Raw genomic sequence first — 21,442 nt, 5'->3', positions numbered from 1 at the left:
ATGACGAATCCACAACTGACCAGCTTCTACCAACGCTTCGGCGCCGGCGACGGCTTGTTCTACCCAGGCCACGCCTCGGCGCTGGTGGTTTTGGGCGGCAAAAAGATTCTGTTCGACCCGATCGTGCTGTCGCAGCCTTACGATAACGCCTGGGTGTTCTACCCGCCGCAGGTGGTTGATCCGCGCTGGTACGAGGTGGATGCAGTGGTGGTGTCGCACATCCACCAGGACCACTACGATGTGCCCTTCCTGAGCAAGTTGAAGCCGGAAGTGAAGCTCATCATCGTTGGCGACCGTCCCGGCTTCGAGTCCGACATCAAGGAGAAGGTTGGCCGCGAAGTCACCGTGGTGCCGCCGGAAACCGTCAACGAGATCTTCCCCGGCGTGAAGCTGTACGCGATCAACCACGAGAGCAATGGCATCGACTCCTCGGCCATCGTCTACAACGACCGCTTCTGCGTCTACCACGGCAACGACAACTACCTGCAGCCGGAGTCGATGCGCAAGTTCACGCAGATTAATCCGCACATCAATGTCGCCTGCGTGCCGTATGCCTACATCCACTGGTACCCATTCCTGATGGAGTACGACGACGATGTCGAAGGCAAGGCGCACAAGGAACGCGAGCGCGCGCGCCTGGTCAACCACTACATGGACGATTTCCTCAACAATGTGGAGATCCTGAATCCTGACGTGGCGATTCCGTTCGGCGCCAACCTGCTCATCGACGACGGCAATATGCGCTCGGACATCAACATGGCGGTGCAGACACCGGTGGAGCTGACCGACTACGCCCACAAGGTGCGGCCGGAAACCGCCAGGCGCGTGCAGCCCATGCTGGCCGGCGATTACTACGGCATCGGCCCGGATGGCCCCGAGCTGACCATCGCCCAGACCTACGAAGCGGAAAGCTACCGTGACGACGCGCAGGAATTCCTCGCCTCGCGCCCGCAGAAGAGCGCCAGTGTGGATGGTCCCGCCGTCGACATGCAGCAGTTCCTGCACAAGCTGAATGCGCGCCTGGAAGGCTGCGGCGCGCCGATCGACAACATCGTCCGCATGGACATGGACTACCGCGGCGACAAGGTGCGCGTCGAAATCGACTGCCTGACCTACCAGGCCCGCATGGTCGACCAGTTCACCGAAGGCCGTCCGTATCACCACTTCAAGCTGGACAAGGTTGCCTCGTCCGACTGGCTGAACGGCGCCAGCTTCCTGGAAATCCTCGGCACCCGCCGTTTCACCTTGAAGCGCGTGCCCGACCTGTACATGCCAGACCTGCTGCGTCTGGTGAATACGGTGTTTTAAACACAGATTGGAATTATCATGAGCGTCCCCTTCCTCGACCTGAAAGCAATCAACCTGGCGCAAGCCGCCGAGCTGGAAGCTGCGTTCAAGCGCGTGCTGAACTCCGGCTGGTACATCCTGGGCTCCGAAACGGCCGCCTTTGAAGCCAGCTTTGCCGAGTACTGTAACAGCGCCCACGGTATCGGCGTGGCCAACGGCCTTGATGCCATCTTCCTGATTTTGAAAGGCTACGGCATCGGTCCTGGCGACGAAGTCATCGTCCCATCCAACACTTTCATCGCCACCTGGCTGGCAGTGAGCCATTGCGGCGCCAAGCCGGTGCCTGTGGAGCCGGTGGAAGGCATCTACAACATCGATCCATCGAAAGTGGAAGCGGCCGTCACCGCCAAGACCAAGGCCATCATCGCCGTCCACCTGTACGGCCAGCCGGCCGATATGGGGCCGTTGAAAGACATCGCCAAACGCCATGGCCTGAAGCTGATCGAAGACGCCGCACAGGCACACGGCGCGCGCTATCAAGGTGGCGTCACGGGCCAGCTGGGCGATGCTGCAGCCTTCAGCTTCTACCCGGGTAAAAACCTGGGCGCACTGGGCGACGGCGGCGCAGTCACCACCAGCGACGACGCACTGGCGGAACGCATCCGCACCTATCGCAATTACGGCTCCAAGATCAAGTACTACAACGACGTTCCCGGCTACAACTCGCGCCTGGACGAATTGCAGGCCGCCCTGCTGGCAGTAAAGCTGCCAGCACTGGATGCGGGTAACCAGCAACGCCGCGCCATCGCCGCCTACTATCAGCAGCACCTGGCTGGCATCGATGGCCTGATCCTGCCGGAGATTCCAGCGTGGGCAGAGCCGGTATGGCATCTGTACGTGGTGCGTCACGCGCAGCGCGACCGTCTGGCCAAGAAGCTGGCGGAAAAACAGATCGGCACCATCGTGCACTATCCCGTGCCGCCGCATCTGCAGCCTGCCTACGCAGACCTGGGCTACAAGGAAGGCGACTTCCCGATTGCAGAAGTCATCCACCGCGAAGTTCTGAGCCTGCCCGTGTCGCCGACCATGACGCTGGACGATGCAGCGGAAGTGGTGGCCGGCGTCAAAGCCGCCCTGGCGGAGATCGCAGGTTGAAATGAGTACGCCGCAGTTTCGTAAGCCGCGCTCCGTGCGCGGCAGGCAGTTGATGTTCCGTGATGCCACGGTCGCCGATGCAGAATTCATCCTGGCCTTGCGTACGGATGAGAAGAAGGGTGAATTCCTGTCCGCCACCACGCCGGACGTGCAAGCGCAGCGTGACTGGCTGGCGCGGTATGCCGCAGATGATACGCAGGTCTACTTCATCATCTGCAAGCTCGATGGCACGCCGTGCGGCACCGTGCGGCTGTATGACCAGCGTGGCGATTCGTTCTGCTGGGGATCGTGGATCAAGAGCGACCAGGCGCCGAGTGGTTTTGGTGTCGAGTCGGCGCTGATGATTTACGATTTCGCGCTGCAAATCGGCTTCCAGCGCGCGCACTTCGATGTACGCAAGGGGAACGCCTCCGTCATCCAGTTCCACGAACGCTTTGGCGCCGTGAAGGTGGATGAGAGCGAGGAGGATTACTTCTTCGAAATGAGCAACGCCGCCATCAGGGGGGCGCTGCTTCAATACCGCAAATATCTCCCGGATGGTGCGACGGTCGAGTTTTAACCCGCACACCGCACAACAGGGGTCTGACCCCGTACGGGGTCAGACCCCATGCTCTGGGGTTAGGCGCGGCGGATTTTTTTCTGCCGCGTGCTGTGCAGCGGACCTTCTGCCAGAATGACTTTGGCCGGCACCTTGAACGGCGCCAGATGCGCCAGGCATTCCTGGCGAATGCGCTTCTTCAGGCTGTCCGCAGTTTCCGGTGTATCCACCACCACCTTGGCAACCACGATGTTACCCAGCATCGCATGCTTCTCGCCGAACACCGCCACGTCCTGCACGTTGTCCATCTCCAGAATCACGCTCTCCACTTCCGACGGATATACCTTCTGGCCCGCCACGTTGATCAGGTCCGTCACGCGGCCCAGGATGCGGAAGTAATCCCCATCCACCTCCACCTGGTCCTGCGTATTGAACCAGCCATCCGCATCAAACTCGGAAGGCGCATTCAGGTAGCCGACCATCGCATACTGCGATTTAATCCACAGCACGCCATCCACCACCTTGGTCTGGAAGCCCTCGCCGCCAACGCGCACCCACAGCGAACCATCCTCGCGCGACTGCGAACGCAGCACGCCGACTTCCGACAGGCCATAGGTCTGCAGCAGATCCACGCCAGGGAACTGCGCGCGTACGCGGTCCAGCGTCGATTGCGGCATCACTTCCGTGCCGTAGGTAATGCGCTTGAGCGACGACAGGTCGTACTGGTTCTGCAAATTGGACGCCATCATCAACGTCAGGAAGGACGGCGTGGCGGGCAGCAGCTCCACTTTGTACTTCTCGATTGCCGCGCAGATGTTCGGCACCGAGCGGTCTGCCACCGTCACCACTGTGCCCAGGCTGGACGTAATCGCCAGGATGGTGTTGATGCCGCCGAAGTGGTCGATCATCAGGAACGGTATGGCCACAACCGGGGTACGCTGCTTGCGGAACTTCTCCGCAACCTGATTGAAGTCGTGCAGGATGCCTTTCGGCTTGCCGGTCGAACCGGACGAGAACAGCACCATGCCCGGCGTGCCGCGCTGGCGGAATTCGTTGAGTAGCGCGTTATCGCTTTTCAGACCGCGATGGGTGATGGTGGCGTCGCGGCCAGCCGCGTCAAACTCCACATACCATTCGCAGCCCGAAACGGCCAGCGCCACCGACTCTTCCACCACCGAGCTGCGGGTCAGCGGAATCACGATGCTGCCGTTGCGGCACAGCGCCATGATCATGCAGAACACTTCCGGCGAATAGTCACCCAGTACCACCACGGTCTGGCCGCGCTGGATGCCTGCTGCCTGCACACGCTGGTAGAAAGCATCTATCGACGAGACGACGCCGCCATAGCTGACCTCACGGTCTTCGTGGATGAAAGCGATACGCTCCGGCGCGCTCTGGAACCGTTCGATCAGCCATTCCATGCTTACACTCCCAGATCGTTCAGCACCAGCTTGATCAGTTTATAGGAAGTGATATTGCCCGCGTCTTCGTCAGGAATGCTCACCTTGAATTCCTCTTCCAGCGCCAGCACCAGATTCATATGGCGCAGCGAGTCCCAGTTAGGTACGTTGTCCATGCTGGAATCTTCGTTGATCGTGGCAGCATCCACGTTCAGCATGGTGGCCATTACTTGTTTCAGTGCGTCTTCATTCAACATAAGTCATCTCGATCCATGGGTTAGGGGGCGCAGCGAAATCCGCTGCGGCGATGGTGTATCTTCGCACACCTTCGCTGGTTTCTTCGTGTGCGGGCATGCCAAGGCGGTTGTAGAAGTCTGCCACCTGGGCGTTCTTTGCGCTGGGGATGTATTGCGCACGTAGTTCAGTGCAGCCGCGCTGCATGGCGTCAGCGACGATGCGGGGCCAGATGCCCGTCTCGACACCGCGCCCAATCACGCGGCAGCTCATAAAGAAGTTTTCAATGATAGCGGCCTGGCCTTCGTAGCGCATCACGGCCACGCCGGTCAGACCGGCATTGCCGAATTTGTCGCTGACCACCAGCGAATAGACGGCATGGCTATCGCCTTCCATCATCTGCTCGATCTCGGCCACGCTGTAGCGCGTGGTGGTGAGGTTGAACTGGTTGGACTTCTGCGACAGTTCGCTGATACGGGCCGCGCTGGCGCGAGCGTTGCGGGTCAATTCGACCTTGAGCTCCAGCGAGGCCAGATAGTCTTCCTGCGTGTCGAATTGCGCTTTGAGTTCTTCGGCGCCGGCACGCTGGCGGTATTGTTCGGTTTTGTCTTTGCTGTCGGCTGCGATGCCGCCGGCCAGGAACAGTGATTTGATTTCCGCCACCACGCGCGGATAGTCGGACAACGTGGTCGGCACCTGCACGGTCTTCACCATCGGCAGCTGCTGGCGCACGGCTTCGCATTCAAACGAGGAATCATCCAGGAAGACGATGCTATCCAGACCGACGTTGAGCTCCTTGGCCAGCGCGCGCAGGTTGGATGGCTTGTCTTCCCAATTGACCTTTTTGGCCACCAGCTGCGATTGTTTGAGCACCATGTCGGGATGCTTGTGCAGCACTTCATCGACATCCGCCGGATTGTTCTTGGTGACCAGTGCAAGCAGAATCCCCTGGCGTTCCAGCGCCGCGAATTCCTGCTGCATGCGCCAGAAGATATTGCCCGGATAATCGTAAGGACCAAGCTTGATACCGTTCAGCAGGTCTTCGCCGATCACGCCGCCCCACAAGGTATTGTCGCAATCCAGCGCCAGCACTTTGTAGAAGTGGGCGCCAAAACCGCGTGCAGCGGCGGCAATGCGCCGCGCCAGCTCATTCATGTAGGCGCCGGTGTAGGGTGCTTTGCTGCGGAAGTAGAAACGCGTATCAAACGCAGCGCCCTGGCCGACTGCGCGCACGATGTCTTCCGTATCGATGATGCGGATATTCGCGTAGGCGGCGGCTTCATCGCGCAGCGCGGCATTGAAGCGTGCCAGAACAATCGCCACCGCATCCTGCCCTGCTGCGTCAGCCGGGCTGCCCATGCGATGGAAGGTGCCGAGATAGATGGCCGGCACAGCGCGCGCCTTGTCAAACACCATGCGGTAGCGTTGACGCAGCTCCGCTTCCTTCGCATCGATGATGGATGGGTCGAGATTTCCCAGCTGCGCTTCAAACGACGGCAGCAGGTTATCAAAGAACGGCAGCAGCACGATCTGCTCCACGCCAGCTTGCGTGAACAGATCGATGTCGCCGATAGGATCGTCATAATTACCCGCCACCAGATCGATGCGCGCACCATTCAGCAGGCCATGTTTGCGCAGGTAGACATTCAGCAGGTCCACAGTCGCGGAAGACGACACGCCGATCTTCACCGTGCGCGGCTGCGCTTCCTTCTCTAGCGCGTTCACCGCCTGCGTGAGCTGCATCATGGTGCTGTCGGCTTTGGCCAGCACCGCCAGCGCCGCAGCACGAGGGTCGACAGGAACCTCGTTCATCGCATCGCCATCCCGCCGTTGACGGCCACGGTGTCGCCGGTGATAAAGCCAGCGTCATCCGACACCAGGTAGGCCACTGCCGCCGCTACGTCGGACGGTTTGGCCAGGCGGCGCAATGGCGTCTGGCGCGCGATCATGAGCTGCGCCTTCTCCGGAATATCGCCAATCAGCGTGGTCTCGCACATGCCTGGCGACACGCAGTTCACCGTAATGCCCTGCGGCCCCAGTTCAGCGGCCATGTAGTTGGAGAACACCTGCAACGCGCCCTTGGCCATTGCGTAGCCAGTCCACGTGACGGATGGCGAACCATCCAGCACCTGCGACGTAATATTCACGATGCGGCCCCATTTGCGCGCGCCCATCTCCGGCACCACCGCACCGGTCATCAGGAATGCGCCTTTGACCTGCACATCCATCTGCTGCTGCACATCGTCCCATGCCGTCGCGCCGAACGGCTTTGGATTGATGCGCGGCGAAGCGTTATTCACCAGCACACTCACAGCACCAAACGCCTTCACCGCCGCCTGATACAGCGCCTGCGCGCCTGCTTCGGTCGCGATGTCGGCCTGCACCGCCAGCGCACGGCCCTTGCCTTCGCCTGCGCCAGCATTGATCTCCGCCACAATCTGCGCCGCGCGATCCGCCTGGCCGCGATAGTTCACCACCACGTCAAAGCCATCCGCCGCCAGACGCTGGCAAATCGCCTTGCCGATGCCGCCAGCGCCGCCCGTCACAATCGCCACACGTGGACGCGCATCCGCAGCCGGCCTGGCCTCCGGCTCCGCCGTCACCAGCACCTTCACCTTGCCCACGCCGGTCAAAATCAGCTGCTGGTTCTGATTGACGATCTTCGTATCCAGCTCCAGCAAACGCTCACGCTCATGCTTCTTCAACACCGTCGCGCTGATCGTCAGCACATCGCCCAGGCGCACCGGCAGCAGGAACTCCATATTCTGCGACACCCACAGCGCGCCAGTTCCCGGCAGCTTGGTCCCGATCACCGTCGAGATAAACGACGCACCCAGCATGCCGTGCACCACGATATCCTTGAACGCCGTCGTCTCCGCATACGCGCGGTCCACGTGCAGCGGATTATCGTCACCCGTCATCTCGACGAACTTGCGCACGTCCGCTTCCGTAATGTGCTTGGTCAGCATCTGCGTTTCGCCAACCTGGATCGCATCGAAATCTTTAAACATTTACGCTTCCTTCTTGGCCATCTTCCAGCGCCACACCGAAGCGCCGAAGTTGAAACCGGCGCCCACAGCAGCCAGCACCACCGTATCGCCATCCTTGACCAGCTTATTCTGCACCGCCTCGCTCATGGCAATCGCCAGCGACGCCGCCCCCGTATTGCCCACGCGGGCGACGTTGGTATAGGTCTGCTCCAGCTTATAGCCCATCTTGCGCACGATGTACTCGATCATGCGCAGGTTCGCCTGATGGAACAGCATGAAATCCACATCCGCCGGTGCCACGCCGCTCTTCTCGCACGCCTTGCGGATCACACGCGGCAGATGGGTAATCGCCTGCTTCCACGTCGCGATGCCGTTCATCTCCATGTAATCCACCGCCGGATCAAACGCGCGGCCGATCAACGGATGGCTGGAACCACCGCCGCGCATGCGCACCGACTCATAGTTCGAGCTATCGGTATGGAAGGCCGAAGAAATAATGCCGTCCTTCGGATCGTCGCTGCGGCTCAGCACCGCAGCACCCGCGCCATCGCTCAGGTAAATCGCCGTGTTGACGTCCGAGCGGTCGATGTAACGCGACAGGAACTCCACGCCAATCACCACGGCATTGCGCACCGAGGGATCAACCCGCATACGGTCCGACGCCACCGTCAGGCCAGTCACAAAGCCGGTGCAGTTGGCCTGCAAATCGAAGATCTGCGCATTGGTGGCCTTCAGCTCCATCTGCACCTTGGCCGACAGCGGCGGATAAATGTAATCGCCCGAGAAGGTGCAGGCGATGATCAGGTCCACTTCCTCAACGCTGATGCCGGCCATTTCAATCGCGCGCTGGGCCGCCAGCACTGCATACTGCGATGCCGATTCATCCGGTCCCGCAATGTAGCGCTGTTCGATGCCCGTTTTCTCAACGATCCACTCTGGCGTCACATCCAGGTTGCGGCACAGGGTCGCGTTGTCCTCCGCATGCTCGGGCAGATGATGGCCGACGCCGGAGATGGTAATACCTGGGAATGGAGAAGTGCTCACGATGCTGCCAGCCCTAAAAAGTTTAACAAAGCGGCGTTGCCGGTGCGGACCGACTCGCCGTCGGCCGCGTTGCCGTGGCCGGGATAGATGGTGCGCTCCGGCGTCAGATCCTGCCAGTAGCCGAGTATCGTCTGCTTCAACACCGCATGGTCCTCTCCCGGCAGATGCGACAAGCCTACACCGCGCGCATACAGCGTGTCGCCCGTGAACCAGGCATTGCCGAATTCGATGATGCAGGAACCCGGCGTGTGGCCAGGCGCAGGCAGATAGCGCAGCGGCGTGCCGGCAATGTCGGCCACATGGCCCGGCTCCACCAGTGTCGCTTCCGGCAGCACCACCTTGTGCTTGAGCTTCATGGCCATCAGCAGGAAATTGGACGCCTTCATCAGCTTCAGGTCTGCCTTGGGCACGAACACCGCGCTGCCGTATTTTTTCTGGAAATGCGATGCGCTGCCAGTGTGGTCGAAATGGCCGTGGGTGCAGTAGACCGCGTGCGGACGGAGGCCATGCTCGCTGAGTTCAGCATCGATGGTCTCGCCATCCAGCCCGGCATCGATCAGGATGCCGCCGCCCTCTACCTGCGCTTCGCAAAAGTAGGCATTCGACGAAAACTCGCCGCTGGTGACGCGCCAGACATTCCCGCCGCCCCAATTGCCAACCACGCTCGCCATGTTAGTTCACTCCGCCCATGTAGATGGTCTGTGCGGTGATGTACGCGCTGCGTTCAGACGCCAGGAAGTCGATGATATTGAAAATGTCGTCCGGCTCCGCATAGCGCGGAATCGGCAAGCCGGCAATCACGGCATCGATCTTATCGCCCGGCAGCTGCGCCAGCATATCGGTCTTGATCGCGGTGATGGACAGCGTATTGCAGGTGATGTTCAGCGGCGCCAGTTCTTTGGCCATCACGTTGGCCAGCGTCGTCAGGCCGGCCTTGCAGGCGGCGTAGACGGAATCGCCAATCGGCTCCAGACTCACCGCCATCGAACCGATATTGATGATGCGGCCCCACTTCCCCTTGCGCATCAGCTTTGAGGCTTCGCGCGACACCATGAAGGCGCCCATCAGGTTGGTGTTAATCATGGCCTGCGCCTGTGCGGGCGGCATAATCATCGCATACTGCGAGGTCAGCACGGCAGCGTTGTTGATCACGATATGCACCGCGTCGCTGACCTTTTTCAGCGCCGCAAAACCCTGCTGCACCGAAGCCGGATCACCGATATCGACCTGGAAGTGATGGTAGCCGGGATGATCGATCGTTGACTCACCGCGCGCAAAGCCGGCCACACGGCCACCATTGCGCAGGATGTACTCAGCGATCAGGCGTCCAACGCCACGCCGGCTGCCGGTAATCAGCGCCAGCTTGCCAGCATAGGTGGCGCCAGTTGGGTTCATGCCTTTTCCGACAGCAGCAGCTCGATGTAGGCGGTCAGCGAGTTCACGTCGGTGAACGGTGAAACTTCCTGGCTCATGGCGCGGTCGTCGGTCAGGCTGATGTCGCGGCCTGCCTGTTCGGATACAGCGCCTTCAACGTCAACGATCACCGATACCAGCGACAGCGAATCAAGCACCGCATCGGCGCCGAACAGGCGGGTGTCCAGGCCGACGGTCAGCTGTTCATCCGGGCCGCGCTCGTCGTTGATGTTGTTCAGTGCCTGCAGGATGATGGCGTGGATAGCGTCTTGGTTCAGCATGGGTAGTCCTTGTAATGAATTATTTGGCGGCCTGGCGCGCAGCGGCGATCAGCACCTTCATGCGCGGCAGCGCGTTCTTGCGGTATTCGTCATCCAGCATGCCCAGGTACACGGCATCTTCAAACGAGCCATCCTTCTGGCACAGGTGCTTGCGCAGACGGCCTTCTTCCTTCATGCCCAGGTATTTCTGCCACTTGATCATCAGCGTGTTGTTAGCGGCGATGATGCCGCACACGCGCAGCAGGCCCAGGCGGTCAAACGCCAGTTCATACAGCAGCTTCATGGCTTCCACCGCAGCCGGCACGCCCTGCGTCGCGGCTTCGTCGCCGATCAGGAAGCGGCCCGGTTCACCGTGGCGGTTGGCGCGGTCGATGCCGACCAGCGACAGCATGCCGACCGGGTGGCCGTTTTTCAATTCGATGATGTAGTTGTACTCGGATGCGGGACGGCTGGCGATCCATGCAGCCTGCTGTTCGACACTGGCAGCACCAGCGTTGAGGAAGCGCGCACGCTGGGCGGTACGCCAGTCCAGCGTCAGCGCGGCGTCTTCCGGACGCAGTGGACGCAGGTTGACGAATTCACCGCTCAGCACTTCGGTGTTCGGTACGGCAGCTTGGGACATAAGGCTTCCTAGTAGACGATGAAGGCGGCAGCTTCCGGCACCGGCACACCTGGTGCGGACGGCTTGTAAGCCATGCCAATGAACGATTGCTCCAGCGTGAAGCCAGCCTCGATCAAATGCGCCAGCACTTCACCGCCGTTGCGGTACAGGTAAATGTGGTCGGCATGCGCCGCATTCAGCGCCGCCGTGATAAAGGCCTTGGCGCCCGGCGCCATATTGCGGCGCAGACCGCGCAGGAATGCGACGGGATCATCCAGATGCTCCAGCACTTCCACGCACACCAGCCAGTTGGCTTTCGGTTCCAGCGGCTCTGCGGTAACGTCGCGCAGCTCGGTGCGGTAGCGGTCCGCCACACCCAGCGCCGCCAGCTGGGTTTCAGTAAAGCGCTGCGACGACGGGCTGATATCCAGCCCCACGCCACGCACCTGCGGCAAGGCGCGCAGCAGCAGGCCCGAATACAAGCCGGTGCCGATGCCGACTTCCATAAACGAAGTGGCGCCGGCAACGCGCATCGCCTGCACAAAGGCGCTGTTGAAGAACTGGATCTGGCGGTAGTGGTGGGGCCACAGGAAGTGCGACAGCAGCAGGCCTGGCAGGTATTCCTGCATCATGTGCTGTTCGTTGAAATACACCTCGCTGGAGGCCTGCTCGTGGGTCTTGGCCTTGTACTGGCGTTCGCGCTCGAACACGGCCTGCAAGCGCATGGACTGCATGGCGAAAACCGAATAGCCCTTGGCGGCTGCCGTCACTGCCTCCTCGGTCGGGAACAGCGCGTTGAGCACCGGCTCGAATGCGTCGGCCCATTCGGCGCCAAACAGGGCGGCGCCACGGTCGATGATGTCAGCGGCAAAGCGGTGTTTGGCACGCAGGATGTCGGCCATGCGGGTCAGCCCCGGGTAACGTACCCGGTCGAGCTGGAAGGGATGGTTTTCAGGCATGAATATCGCGTTTGGCTAAAACATCAGAAACCGGCCGAGCGTCCGGCAGAAGGCTGCACTCTAGCATACCCATCCCGGTTTTGGGTATGCCAAACAGCCACGGAAAAACCACCCTTTTCAGCATCTGTGCAATGGGTAGGAAAGCCCGTCGCTGCAAGGTACAATCGGCACACAACCGTCAGCCCGCCGAAAGCCAGATATGACCGAACGCCGCCCAGTTCCTCCCGCCCCTGCTGCCACGCTGGCGGACTGGCATGCGGCAGCGGCACGTTCCGCGCCCGGCGGCGATGCGGCCCGGCTCAATACTCAGCAGGCCGATGGCATCACCATGAAGGCGCTGTACACGGCGGCGGATCTGGACGGCCTGCCGCACACCGACACCCTGCCCGGCTTTGAGCCCTTTGTGCGCGGCCCGCAAGCCACCATGTACGCTGCACGCCCGTGGACCATCCGCCAGTACGCCGGCTTTTCCACCGCCAGCGAATCCAACGCCTTCTACCGCCGCACGCTGGCCGGCGGTGGCCAGGGCGTGTCCGTGGCCTTCGATCTGGCCACCCACCGGGGTTATGATTCCGACCATCCGCGCGTGAAAGGCGACGTCGGCAAAGCTGGCGTGGCGGTCGATTCGGTGGAGGACATGAAGATCCTTTTTGACGGCATCGCGCTCGATAAAGTGTCCGTATCGATGACCATGAATGGTGCGGTGCTGCCGGTTTTGGCCGGTTATATCGTCGCTGCAGAGGAGGCAGGTGTGGCGCCGGAACAACTGTCCGGTACCATACAGAACGACATTCTCAAAGAATTCATGGTGCGGAATACCTATATTTATCCGCCCGAACCGTCGATGCGCGTGGTCGCCGACATCATTGCCTACACGGCGCAGCATATGCCGAAGTTCAATTCGGTATCGATTTCCGGTTACCACATGCAGGAAGCCGGCGCCACGCCCGCGCTGGAACTGGGCCTGACGCTGGCCGACGGCATGGAGTACGTGCGCACCGCCATCAACAAGGGCATGGATGTTGACGATTTTGCAGGACGCCTGTCATTCTTCTTTGGCGTCGGCATGAACTTCTACATGGAAGTAGCCAAGCTACGCGCCGCGCGCTTGCTGTGGTGCCGCATCATGAAAGCGTTTGGCGCCAGGTCGCAAAAGTCGCTGATGCTGCGCACGCACTGCCAGACGTCCGGCTGGTCGCTCACCGTGCAAGACCCATACAACAACGTGGTACGCACCACGGTGGAAGCCATGGCGGCGGTGTTTGGCGGCACCCAGTCGCTGCACACCAATTCGCTGGACGAGGCGATTGCGCTGCCGTCCGAATTCGCCGCCCGCATCGCCCGCAACACGCAGCTGATTTTGCAGGAAGAGACGCAGATCACCAACGTCATCGATCCATGGGCCGGCTCCTACATGATGGAAAAACTGACGCAGGACGTGGCCGATCAGGCCTGGGCCATCATCGAGGAAGTGGAGCAGATGGGCGGCATGACGCAGGCCGTAGGTTCCGGCTGGGCCAAACTGAAGATCGAAGCGGCAGCTGCGGTGAAGCAGGCACGCATCGATGCAGGAAAGGATGTCATCGTGGGGGTCAACAAATACCAGAGCGGCATTGAGGACCAGGTTGAAGCGCGCGAGATCGACAACACGGCCGTGCGCGAGCAGCAGATTGCGCGGCTGGCCGAGATCCGTGCGTCACGCGATCAGGAGGCGGTGGGCGCAGCGCTGGCGGAACTGGGCGTAGCGGCCTACGAAGGCCACGGCAACCTGCTGGAACTGGCAGTCCGCGCCACCCGCCTGCGCGCCACCGTGGGCGAGATTTCCGACGCGCTGGAACAGGCATGGGGACGGCATCGCGCCGCCAGCCAGACTGTCTCCGGCGTGTATTCGGCCGGCCTGGCCGATGATGAAAACTGGTCGCGCCTGCGCGCGGAAGTGGAACAGTTCTCGGTAGAGCAAGGCCGCCGTCCCCGCATCATGGTCGCCAAGCTGGGACAGGACGGCCATGACCGCGGCGCACGCGTAGTGGGCTCCGCATTTGCAGACCTGGGCTTCGACGTTGACCTTGGCCCGCTGTTCCAGACGCCGCAGGAAGCCGCGCGGCAGGCGATTGAAAATGACGTGCATGCGGTCGGCGTGTCCACGCTGGCCGCCGGCCACAAGACGCTGGTACCGGAATTGATCGAAGCCCTGCGCGAACAGGGTGCGGAAGACATCATCGTGTTCGTCGGCGGCGTGGTGCCGACGCAGGACCATGGCTTCCTGTACCAGGCAGGCGTCAAAGGCATCTTCGGCCCCGGCACGCCGATTCCGCTGTGCGCCGCCGAAGTGCTGGAGCAAATCCGCGAATCGCTGGCGGCTCCCGTCGCCGCGAACCACGCGGCTTTCACCGCCTCTGCCGCAACCACTGCAAACGCGGCCCGCGTCTGATGGCGCTTGAACCGGACGACGAGGCCCTCGCCGCCGCCCTGCTGGCGCGGCAACGGCGCGCACTCGCAAAAGCCATCACCCTGGTTGAATCCTCGCGGCCCGACCACCGGCTACGTGCGCAATCCTTGCTGGACCGTCTTTTACCGCACACTGGCAAAGCGCTCCGCATCGGTATCAGCGGCGTACCGGGCGTCGGCAAGTCCACTTTCATTGAAGCTTTTGGCATGTACCTGCTGGCGCAGGGCCTGCGCCTGGCGGTACTGGCAGTCGATCCCTCATCGCCACTGACCGGCGGTTCCATCCTCGGCGACAAAACCCACATGGAGCGCCTGTCGCAGCAGGAGAACGCCTATATCCGCCCCTCGCCCGCGCGCGGCGCATTGGGCGGTGTGGGCCACCAGAGCCGCGAGGCCATGCTGGTCTGCGAAGCGGGTGGCTTCGACATCATCATCGTTGAAACCGTGGGCGTCGGCCAGAGCGAAACCGCCGTCGCCAGCATGTGCGACGTCTTCCTGCTGCTGCAACTGCCGAACGCCGGCGACGAACTGCAGGGCATCAAGAAAGGCATACTGGAGCTGGCCGACATCGTCGTCTACAACAAGGCCGACCTCGACCCGCGCGCCACAGCCGTCGCCGCTGGCCAGATGAAAGCCGCGCTGCACATGCTGCGTCCCGCCTCGCCGCACTGGCAGATGCAGGTCCTGCAAGCCAGCGCCAGCACCGGCGAAGGCATCCCGGAAGTCTGGGCCGTGCTGCAGAGCTACCGCGACACCATGCAGCAAGCCGGCGCCTTCGACGAGCGCCGCAAGCATCAAGCCGAAGCATGGATGTGGCACCTGGTGGAAGCCGGCCTGCAGGAACGCTTCCGCAGCCACGCCGCCGTCCGTGCCGCGCTGCCGCAAGCCTTGCAGCAGGTCGCCGACGGCCACGCCAGTCCCGCCACGCTGGCCACCCTGCTGCTGGACGCCTTTCGTCCCTGAGGGGAAGCGGGTATGATAGGCCAGCCCTACCGATCAACCGATCAATACACTACGCCTCAATGACTGCATCCTCCCACGCGCAATGGCTGAAACTGGCCGCACGCGGCAACATGACGATCCCCGAATTGTTCGATGCCGCCGCCACACTGACGCAACAAGGCCAGCCGCAATTGGCCATCGACCTGTATCGCACCTGGATAGAACACACCAGCCGCTCGCCGCTGGCGTATGCCGCCTGGTTCAACCTCGGCGCGCTGCTGGCCGCTACCAACGACGATGCCGGCGCCGAAGCGGCCTACCGAAAATGCATCGCGCTGCAGGCACGTTTCATTGAAGGCCGCCTGAATCTGGGCACGCTGCTGGAACGCATGGGCAAGCCGCAGGACGCACTGGACATGTGGCGCACCATCCTGACGCCCGCCGTCAAGATCGACAAGGTCAAACAGCGCGCCCTGTACATCCAGACCCTGAACAATCTGGGACGCCTGCTGGAAATCCAGAAGCAGTATCCGGAAGCGGAAAAGATGCTGGCGCAAAGCCTGCGCATGGATGCCAGCCAGACCAACGTCATGACGCACTGGGTCCACCTGCGCCAGAAGCAGTGCCACTGGCCGACCTGGGCGGGCCTGGAGCACATCAGCCGCAAGCAGATGGAAGACGGCGCCTCGGCGCTGGCCATGCTGAGCCTCACCGACAACCCGGACCTGCAAATGGCCGCCGCCAAACGCTTCGTCAGCGACAAGCTCGATGCCAGCGTAGCGCCACTGACGCAGCCAGGCCAGAGCTACGGCCACCAGCGCCTGCGCATCGGCTATCTGTCGTCCGACCTATGCTCGCACGCCGTATCGATCCTGACGGCGGAGCTGTACGGCATGCATGACCGCAGCCAGTTTGAAGTCTACGCGTTCAGCTGGAGCCGCGACGACGGCTCGCCGCTGCGCGCACGCGTGGTCGCCGGCATGGACCACTACATTCCGATCCACACGCTGAGCGACGAACAGGCCGCCCAGCTGATCCACGCCAACGAAATCGACATCCTGGTCGACCTGCACGGCCTGACCTCCGGCGCGCGTCCGCAGATCCTCGCTTACCGCCCGGCGCCAGTGCAGATGACGTGGCTGGGCTTCCCCGGCACCACCGGCCTGCCTGGCGTGGACTACGTGATCTCCGACGAATACCTGATCACGCCGGAGATGGAAAAAGACTTCACCGAGAAGCCGCTGCACCTGCCCGACACCTTCCAGATCAATGACCGCCAGCGCCTGATCGGCAACACGCCAACGCGCGCCTCGGTCAACCTGCCGGAAGACGCATTTGTCTTCTGCTCCTTCAGCAACAGCTACAAATACAAGCCGGAGCTGTTTGCGCACTGGATGAACCTCCTGCGCCGCGTGCCACACTCCGTCCTGTGGCTGGTGGCCGATACGCCGCTGGTCGGCGAGAACCTCAAGCACCACGCCAAAGAAGCCGGCATTGATCCAGAACGCCTGATCTTCGCCACCCGCGCGCTGCCGGCCGACTATCTGGCACGCTACCGCATCGCCGACCTGTTCCTGGATACCTACCCGTTCAACGGCGGCACCACCGCGAGCGATGCGCTGTGGGCGGGCCTGCCGGTGCTGACCTGCTCCGGCCCGACCTTCGCCTCGCGCATGGCGGGCAGCCTGCTGCATGCTGTGAACCTGCCCGAACTGATCACCACCACCTTCGAAGATTACGAAGAGAAGGCGGTCGCACTGGCCAACGATCCGGCCCGCATCGCCGCCATGAAGCAGCAGCTCAACGACAACCGCATGAGCTGTGCCCTGTTTGACACGCCGCGCCTGGTGCGCAACCTGGAGGCGGCCATGAAGCGCGTCGCCGCCCCTACTTCCAAGAGCCAGACCATGAACCCTATCGACCAGATCCCCATGATCGCGGTGTCGTACAACGCACCCGACCTGATTGCCTCGCTGCTGAGCACCTTCCGCCAGCACTACCCGCACAACCCGGTCACCATCATCGACGGCTCGGCGCCGGAGATCGCGGCGCAAATCGCGCCGGTCTGCGCGCAATACCAGGGCGTGAAATTCATCCCGTTCGGCTACAACATCCACCACGGCCCGGGCATGGCGTGGGCGATTGAAAACCTCGAACTGTCGGGCCGCGTTCTGTTCCTCGACTCAGACGTGGAAATCCTCAAGCGCGGCTTCCTGGAATCGCTGGACGAGCACCTGCAACCGCAGATGTACGGCGTCGGCAACGTCACGCCGGTGGACGAACATGGCCAGCCGAATGGTCCGAACAGCATGCCCTACCTGCACCCGGCCTGCATGCTGACCAATATCGAGGTCGTGCGCCAGTGGCCGCTGCCGGTCAAGCACGGCGCCCCAATGCTGCCGCCGATGATCGCGCTGGCCCGTGCCGGCAAGAGCGACCTGCTGCGCAACGTCGAATGGGTCAACAACGACTTCAGTGACAACCCGGCGCAGCGCATCTTCATCCGCCACGACTGGCAAGGCACCGTGCGCCGCACCGGCGGCTACCACTACGACAAGCCGATCACCACGCAGATCAATCAGGAGCTGATGGCCTTCATGCCGCCGGCCGCGATCAAGGTGGTGCAACTGGGCTGTGGCGATGGCGCGTTTGCCAAAGCCTACAAACAGAAAAACCCCGTGTGCAATTACACCGGCATCGAGCGCGACGCCATCGTCGCCGAGCAGGCACGCGCGCACTGCGACTTCGTCTACAACCAGGACTTCGAAACGCCGGACGAGCAGCGCGACCGCCAACTGGCGCAGGCCAATTGCTGGGTGCTGGATGGCGCGCTGGAACGCTCGCGCGACCCGTGGGCGCTGCTAGCGCACATCCGCAGCAGCATGGCTGCCGACGGCACGCTGGTGCTCTCGGTGCGCAACGCCCAGCACTGGGGCGCGCAGGTGCGCCTGAACATGGGCGACTTCCGCTATCGTCCCGATGGCGTGATGCAGCAGGACGAACTGCGCCAGTTCACGCGCGGCACGCTGCTGGAACTGGTGCAGCAATGCGGCTTCCGCCTGACCGGCGGCTCGCCCGTGATCCTGAATGAACCGGGCCGCGACGCCTTCCTGCCGCTGCTGCGCCAGATCGCCCTGGCCAGTGGCAGCGATCCCGAACTGTCGGTGCAGGACGCGCTGGCGCAACGCTACATCATCACTGCCGTACCGGCATAACGACCATGCGTATCCTCATCATCGGCGGGTCCAATTCGCTGCTCAAGGGTGGCTATGTGCAAGGGCTGGCGCAATCGCTGCAAGGCTATGCCGAAGCGGAGATCGTGCAGATCTCCGTGGGCGCCACCACCTCGCTGTCGGCGATCGGCCGCCTGCACGAAACCTTCAATGGCCAGCCTGCCGATGTGATCCTGTACGAATACGGCATCAACGACTCCGGCCACTTCGCGCCGCGCCCCGGCGGTGCGGATTCATGGCTGATGTGCTTCCATCTGCTGCTGAAAGTGGCAGCGCGCCTGTATCCATCGGCCGTGTTTGTGCCGCTGGTGCTGGCGCAGCAGCAGCACTTCTCCATGAGCGTACAGAATCCGATCTACGACGCGCAGATCCGCGCCTACCAGGAACTGGCGCTGCCCTACATCGACGTGCGAGCATGGATGTCGTCTCTGTTCCTCGGCCGCGCGCCGGAATGGATGTACCGCGATCCAGCCCACTACGACACGCCGCACGCCACCTCCATCATCGGCGCGCTGGTCGCACAGCGTCTGCTGACGCTGAAGGCGCAGAACGCCGAGCCACTGGTCAGCACCGCCGCGCGGCTGCAAACCCTATCGCCGTTTGCGAAGATGGAAGTGATGTACATTCCGGCCATGAACCTGCAGCAGTTTGTCAGCGGTCCCGTGGAACCGGGCCACATCGCCAACCGCCTGATGCAGCTGGACTATCTGCGCATGCTGCCGGGCAGCCGCTTCGACCTGCACAGCGCCATGTTCCCGCTGGCCCTGTTCCTCAAATCCGACCCGCAGCACGACGCGCTGCAGCTGGAACTGAGCACACCGGAAGGCCTCAACATCAACACCCGCGTCGCCACGCGCCATGCGGACACCGAGACGCTGCCGTTCATCTACTCCAGCATCCCGCTGCCGCTGCTGTGGAGCCACAGCCTGCTGATGCACTACGGCGGTAGCAAGCTGGGCGTGTCGGTGCCGGCAGACGCTGGCGGCGCCCAGAGCGGCTTCGACTGCTACGCCCCCGGCCTGCCCCAGGCCAGCGGCCGCCACCTCGACTTCGTCGGCTTGCTGATGTTGGCGCAACAGTAAATCTCCATATTCGAAAATTTCGATAATAAAGCGGAAATTTTTCCGCTTTTTGTTTTCCATTTCGCCGCGCATACTTCATTCCAACAGCGCAGAACACCGCGAAATACAAATCGAAATTATTGAACTTAAGGAGCACTACCATGCCAACCGCAATCGCAAAACCAGGTCAAACTCTGCTGAGCCCAAGCAACCACGCACTGATCATGATTGATCACCAGTCGCAAATGGCGTTTGCCACCAAATCGATTGATCCGGTCCAGCTGCGCAACAACGTGGCGCTGGTGGCCAAGGCCGCCAAGGAATTCAAGGTCCCGACCATCCTGACCACCGTGGCAGAAAAATCGTTCTCCGGCCCGATCTTCAACGAGATCAAAGACGCGTTCCCGAACGAAGTGGCAATCGACCGCACCACCATGAACACCTGGGAAGACCCACGCATCGCCGAGCGCGTGAACGCCATCGGCAAAGAGAAAATCGTGCTGGCCGGCCTGTGGACTTCGGTATGCATCGTTGGTCCGGCACTGTCAGCGCTGGACCAGGGCTTTGAAGTGTATGTGATCACCGACGCCAGCGGCGACGTTTCCGATGAAGCCCACCAGCGCGCCGTCGAACGCATGGTGCAGGCTGGCGCCCGTCCGATGACCTCGCTGCAATACCTGCTGGAACTGCAACGCGACTGGGCGCGCGGCGAAACCTACGACGAAACCGTCGCCACCTCCATCGCCCACGGCGGCGGCTACGGCCTCGGCCTGATCTACGCCAAAACCATGTTCAACGCCGCTGAAGGCCATTAAACACTCTAAACACTCCGGGGTCAGGTCCGTCATTTCTACACGAGCTCTGCCTTAGATAATAGGTCTAAGGCAGAGCTCGTGTAGAAATGACGGACCTGACCCCGTTTTTTTTAAGACTCTTCGTCGGAGTGCCCGCGCAGGCTGCGCAGGATGTCGCGCCAGCTGAGGATGCCGACCAGGCGGTCGTCGTGGCTCAAAATGGGAATGCAGGAGATGGCATGCTCATTGAACAGATCAATGGCCATGTCGATGGTCGCGTCCTCGCGCAGGATTTTCGGCTTGCGCGACATGATCTGGTGTACGCGCTTGTTGAGCGTGGCCGTGTCCTTGTAAGTCTCGACGTTGGTGCCGATGTTCGGGCTCAGTGCCTTGAACAGGTCGCGGTCCGATACCACGCCCAGCAGCTCACCGCCTTCCATCGCCAGCAGATGGTGGAATTTGCTGTGGTCGAATATCTCCTTGACCAGCCCCAGCGTATCGTCCAGCCCCACCGTGACTACGTTGCGGCTCATGATGTCTTTGATCTTCATCTCACACTCCCCGGCGGTATGCGGCAATCACCTCTGGCGGCGCTTGCACCAGCTCGATCAGCACCCCGGCCCCGGCAATGGGAAATGCCTCATTGGCCTTGGGGTGCAAAAACGCGATGTCGTGGCCCGACGCGCCCTTGCGGATGCCACCCGGTGCAAACCGTACGCCTTGCGCCGTCAGCCATTCCACCGCCAGCGCCAGATTGTCCACCCACAGGCCGACATGGTTCAGCGCCGGCTGGTCCACGCGCGGCGAACGCGCCGGGTCGAGCGGCTGCATCAGGTCGACCTCGACCTGGAATGGCCCGCTGCCGAGCAGCACGATGTCCTCGTCGACGTTCTCTTTTTCGCTGACGAAATGGCCGGACGGCGCCAGCCCCAGCATGTCTACCCACAGCTTGCGCAGCGGTTCCTTGGACGCGGCGCCGACGGCAATCTGCTGCAAGCCCAGAATTTCAAACGGTCTGCTCATCAATACTGTCTCACTTTGGTATGCGAAGATTGAATCCTA

General features: G+C 62.0%; 20 protein-coding genes. 8 read left to right on the top strand and 12 right to left on the bottom strand.

Annotation, left to right across the window (positions count from 1 at the left end):
- Genes GTP58_RS14705 through GTP58_RS14695 form a run of 3 tightly spaced genes read left to right on the top strand, consistent with a single transcriptional unit; the run spans nt 1 to nt 3,001 of the window.
- Nucleotides 1–1,308 (top strand): MBL fold metallo-hydrolase, encoded by a 1,308-nt coding sequence (locus GTP58_RS14705; RefSeq protein WP_161078064.1) that lies wholly within the window; start codon nt 1–3, stop codon nt 1,306–1,308.
- Between the two features lie 18 nt (nt 1,309–1,326).
- Entirely contained in the window at nt 1,327–2,442 is a 1,116-nt protein-coding gene (locus GTP58_RS14700) for a DegT/DnrJ/EryC1/StrS aminotransferase family protein (protein ID WP_161078063.1), read from the top strand.
- A 1-nt stretch (nt 2,443) separates the two neighbouring features.
- Entirely contained in the window at nt 2,444–3,001 is a 558-nt protein-coding gene (locus GTP58_RS14695) for a GNAT family N-acetyltransferase (protein WP_202413676.1), read from the top strand.
- A gap of 59 nt (nt 3,002–3,060) precedes the next feature.
- Here the strand turns inward: GTP58_RS14695 and GTP58_RS14690 are convergent, their stop codons facing one another.
- The 10 genes from GTP58_RS14690 to GTP58_RS14645 are packed head-to-tail and all read right to left on the bottom strand — an operon-like array spanning nt 3,061 to nt 11,902.
- Entirely contained in the window at nt 3,061–4,401 is a 1,341-nt protein-coding gene (locus GTP58_RS14690) for a class I adenylate-forming enzyme family protein (protein WP_161078062.1), read from the bottom strand.
- A 2-nt stretch (nt 4,402–4,403) separates the two neighbouring features.
- Nucleotides 4,404–4,637 (bottom strand): acyl carrier protein, encoded by a 234-nt coding sequence (locus GTP58_RS14685; RefSeq protein WP_072783518.1) that lies wholly within the window; start codon nt 4,635–4,637, stop codon nt 4,404–4,406.
- Nucleotides 4,627–6,426 (bottom strand): HAD family hydrolase, encoded by a 1,800-nt coding sequence (locus GTP58_RS14680; RefSeq protein WP_161078061.1) that lies wholly within the window; start codon nt 6,424–6,426, stop codon nt 4,627–4,629. Before GTP58_RS14680 ends, GTP58_RS14685 begins: the two co-directional genes overlap by 11 nt.
- On the bottom strand, nt 6,423–7,625 hold the full coding sequence (locus GTP58_RS14675; protein WP_161078060.1) for an SDR family oxidoreductase: 1,203 nt from the start codon (nt 7,623–7,625) through the stop codon (nt 6,423–6,425). The genes GTP58_RS14680 and GTP58_RS14675 overlap by 4 nt, the downstream gene beginning before the upstream one ends.
- The gene (locus GTP58_RS14670; protein ID WP_161078059.1) at nt 7,626–8,648 is read right to left on the bottom strand and encodes a beta-ketoacyl-ACP synthase 3; all 1,023 of its coding nucleotides are present in this window, start codon (nt 8,646–8,648) and stop codon (nt 7,626–7,628) included.
- On the bottom strand, nt 8,645–9,319 hold the full coding sequence (locus tag GTP58_RS31385; protein ID WP_161078058.1) for an MBL fold metallo-hydrolase: 675 nt from the start codon (nt 9,317–9,319) through the stop codon (nt 8,645–8,647). The genes GTP58_RS14670 and GTP58_RS31385 overlap by 4 nt, the downstream gene beginning before the upstream one ends.
- A 1-nt stretch (nt 9,320) precedes the next feature.
- On the bottom strand, nt 9,321–10,043 hold the full coding sequence (locus tag GTP58_RS14660; RefSeq protein ID WP_161078057.1) for an SDR family NAD(P)-dependent oxidoreductase: 723 nt from the start codon (nt 10,041–10,043) through the stop codon (nt 9,321–9,323).
- Nucleotides 10,040–10,342: a hypothetical protein gene (locus GTP58_RS14655; protein ID WP_161078056.1), complete on the bottom strand. Its 303-nt coding sequence runs from the start codon at nt 10,340–10,342 to the stop codon at nt 10,040–10,042. Before GTP58_RS14655 ends, GTP58_RS14660 begins: the two co-directional genes overlap by 4 nt.
- Before the next feature lie 19 nt (nt 10,343–10,361).
- The gene (locus GTP58_RS14650) at nt 10,362–10,964 is read right to left on the bottom strand and encodes a GNAT family N-acetyltransferase (RefSeq protein WP_072783506.1); all 603 of its coding nucleotides are present in this window, start codon (nt 10,962–10,964) and stop codon (nt 10,362–10,364) included.
- Nucleotides 10,965–10,972: 8 nt separating this feature from the next.
- Nucleotides 10,973–11,902: a cyclopropane-fatty-acyl-phospholipid synthase family protein gene (locus GTP58_RS14645; RefSeq protein ID WP_161078055.1), complete on the bottom strand. Its 930-nt coding sequence runs from the start codon at nt 11,900–11,902 to the stop codon at nt 10,973–10,975.
- Between the two features lie 199 nt (nt 11,903–12,101).
- On the opposite strand from GTP58_RS14645, the gene scpA reads away from it, so the two are divergent.
- From scpA to GTP58_RS14620, 5 genes are all read left to right on the top strand, one after another.
- The gene (scpA, locus tag GTP58_RS14640) at nt 12,102–14,333 is read left to right on the top strand and encodes a methylmalonyl-CoA mutase (RefSeq protein WP_161078054.1); all 2,232 of its coding nucleotides are present in this window, start codon (nt 12,102–12,104) and stop codon (nt 14,331–14,333) included.
- Entirely contained in the window at nt 14,333–15,313 is a 981-nt protein-coding gene (gene meaB / locus GTP58_RS14635; RefSeq protein WP_161078053.1) for a methylmalonyl Co-A mutase-associated GTPase MeaB, read from the top strand. The genes scpA and meaB overlap by 1 nt, the downstream gene beginning before the upstream one ends.
- Nucleotides 15,314–15,372: 59 nt before the next feature.
- A complete protein-coding gene (locus tag GTP58_RS14630; RefSeq protein ID WP_161078052.1) occupies nt 15,373–18,507 on the top strand; it encodes a tetratricopeptide repeat protein in 3,135 nt (1,044 codons plus the stop codon).
- Between the two features lie 5 nt (nt 18,508–18,512).
- Entirely contained in the window at nt 18,513–19,607 is a 1,095-nt protein-coding gene (locus tag GTP58_RS14625) for an SGNH/GDSL hydrolase family protein (RefSeq protein WP_161078051.1), read from the top strand.
- Between the two features lie 140 nt (nt 19,608–19,747).
- On the top strand, nt 19,748–20,401 hold the full coding sequence (locus GTP58_RS14620; protein ID WP_161078050.1) for a hydrolase: 654 nt from the start codon (nt 19,748–19,750) through the stop codon (nt 20,399–20,401).
- A 110-nt stretch (nt 20,402–20,511) separates the two neighbouring features.
- Here the strand turns inward: GTP58_RS14620 and GTP58_RS14615 are convergent, their stop codons facing one another.
- Both GTP58_RS14615 and GTP58_RS14610 read right to left on the bottom strand, forming a co-directional pair.
- A complete protein-coding gene (locus GTP58_RS14615; protein ID WP_161078049.1) occupies nt 20,512–20,931 on the bottom strand; it encodes a CBS domain-containing protein in 420 nt (139 codons plus the stop codon).
- Nucleotide 20,932: 1 nt separating this feature from the next.
- Complete coding sequence (locus GTP58_RS14610; RefSeq protein WP_072783490.1) at nt 20,933–21,403, bottom strand: VOC family protein; 471 nt, start codon at nt 21,401–21,403, stop codon at nt 20,933–20,935.
- Nucleotides 21,404–21,442: the final 39 nt, after the last annotated feature.

Origin of the sequence: Duganella sp. CY15W (genome assembly GCF_009857555.1) — a bacterium.
In the GTDB taxonomy this organism is placed as follows: Bacteria; Pseudomonadota; Gammaproteobacteria; order Burkholderiales; family Burkholderiaceae_D; genus Rugamonas; species Rugamonas sacchari.
The sequence above is the reverse complement of the archived record's forward strand: the minus strand, read 5'-3'. Positions and strand labels throughout refer to the sequence as shown.

Bases quoted from the DNA above. Each gene is read 5' to 3' on its own strand.
- GTP58_RS14705 (WP_161078064.1), top strand. From the start codon at position 1: ATGACGAATCCACAACTGACCAGCTTCTACCAACGCTTCGGCGCCGGC.
- GTP58_RS14700 (WP_161078063.1), top strand. From the start codon at position 1,327: ATGAGCGTCCCCTTCCTCGACCTGAAAGCAATCAACCTGGCGCAAGCC.
- GTP58_RS14695 (WP_202413676.1), top strand. From the start codon at position 2,444: ATGAGTACGCCGCAGTTTCGTAAGCCGCGCTCCGTGCGCGGCAGGCAG.
- GTP58_RS14690 (WP_161078062.1), bottom strand. From the start codon at position 4,401: ATGGAATGGCTGATCGAACGGTTCCAGAGCGCGCCGGAGCGTATCGCT.
- GTP58_RS14685 (WP_072783518.1), bottom strand. From the start codon at position 4,637: ATGTTGAATGAAGACGCACTGAAACAAGTAATGGCCACCATGCTGAAC.
- GTP58_RS14680 (WP_161078061.1), bottom strand. From the start codon at position 6,426: ATGAACGAGGTTCCTGTCGACCCTCGTGCTGCGGCGCTGGCGGTGCTG.
- GTP58_RS14675 (WP_161078060.1), bottom strand. From the start codon at position 7,625: ATGTTTAAAGATTTCGATGCGATCCAGGTTGGCGAAACGCAGATGCTG.
- GTP58_RS31385 (WP_161078058.1), bottom strand. From the start codon at position 9,319: ATGGCGAGCGTGGTTGGCAATTGGGGCGGCGGGAATGTCTGGCGCGTC.
- GTP58_RS14660 (WP_161078057.1), bottom strand. From the start codon at position 10,043: ATGAACCCAACTGGCGCCACCTATGCTGGCAAGCTGGCGCTGATTACC.
- GTP58_RS14655 (WP_161078056.1), bottom strand. From the start codon at position 10,342: ATGCTGAACCAAGACGCTATCCACGCCATCATCCTGCAGGCACTGAAC.
- GTP58_RS14650 (WP_072783506.1), bottom strand. From the start codon at position 10,964: ATGTCCCAAGCTGCCGTACCGAACACCGAAGTGCTGAGCGGTGAATTC.
- GTP58_RS14645 (WP_161078055.1), bottom strand. From the start codon at position 11,902: ATGCCTGAAAACCATCCCTTCCAGCTCGACCGGGTACGTTACCCGGGG.
- scpA (WP_161078054.1), top strand. From the start codon at position 12,102: ATGACCGAACGCCGCCCAGTTCCTCCCGCCCCTGCTGCCACGCTGGCG.
- meaB (WP_161078053.1), top strand. From the start codon at position 14,333: ATGGCGCTTGAACCGGACGACGAGGCCCTCGCCGCCGCCCTGCTGGCG.
- GTP58_RS14630 (WP_161078052.1), top strand. From the start codon at position 15,373: ATGACTGCATCCTCCCACGCGCAATGGCTGAAACTGGCCGCACGCGGC.
- GTP58_RS14625 (WP_161078051.1), top strand. From the start codon at position 18,513: ATGCGTATCCTCATCATCGGCGGGTCCAATTCGCTGCTCAAGGGTGGC.
- GTP58_RS14620 (WP_161078050.1), top strand. From the start codon at position 19,748: ATGCCAACCGCAATCGCAAAACCAGGTCAAACTCTGCTGAGCCCAAGC.
- GTP58_RS14615 (WP_161078049.1), bottom strand. From the start codon at position 20,931: ATGAAGATCAAAGACATCATGAGCCGCAACGTAGTCACGGTGGGGCTG.
- GTP58_RS14610 (WP_072783490.1), bottom strand. From the start codon at position 21,403: ATGAGCAGACCGTTTGAAATTCTGGGCTTGCAGCAGATTGCCGTCGGC.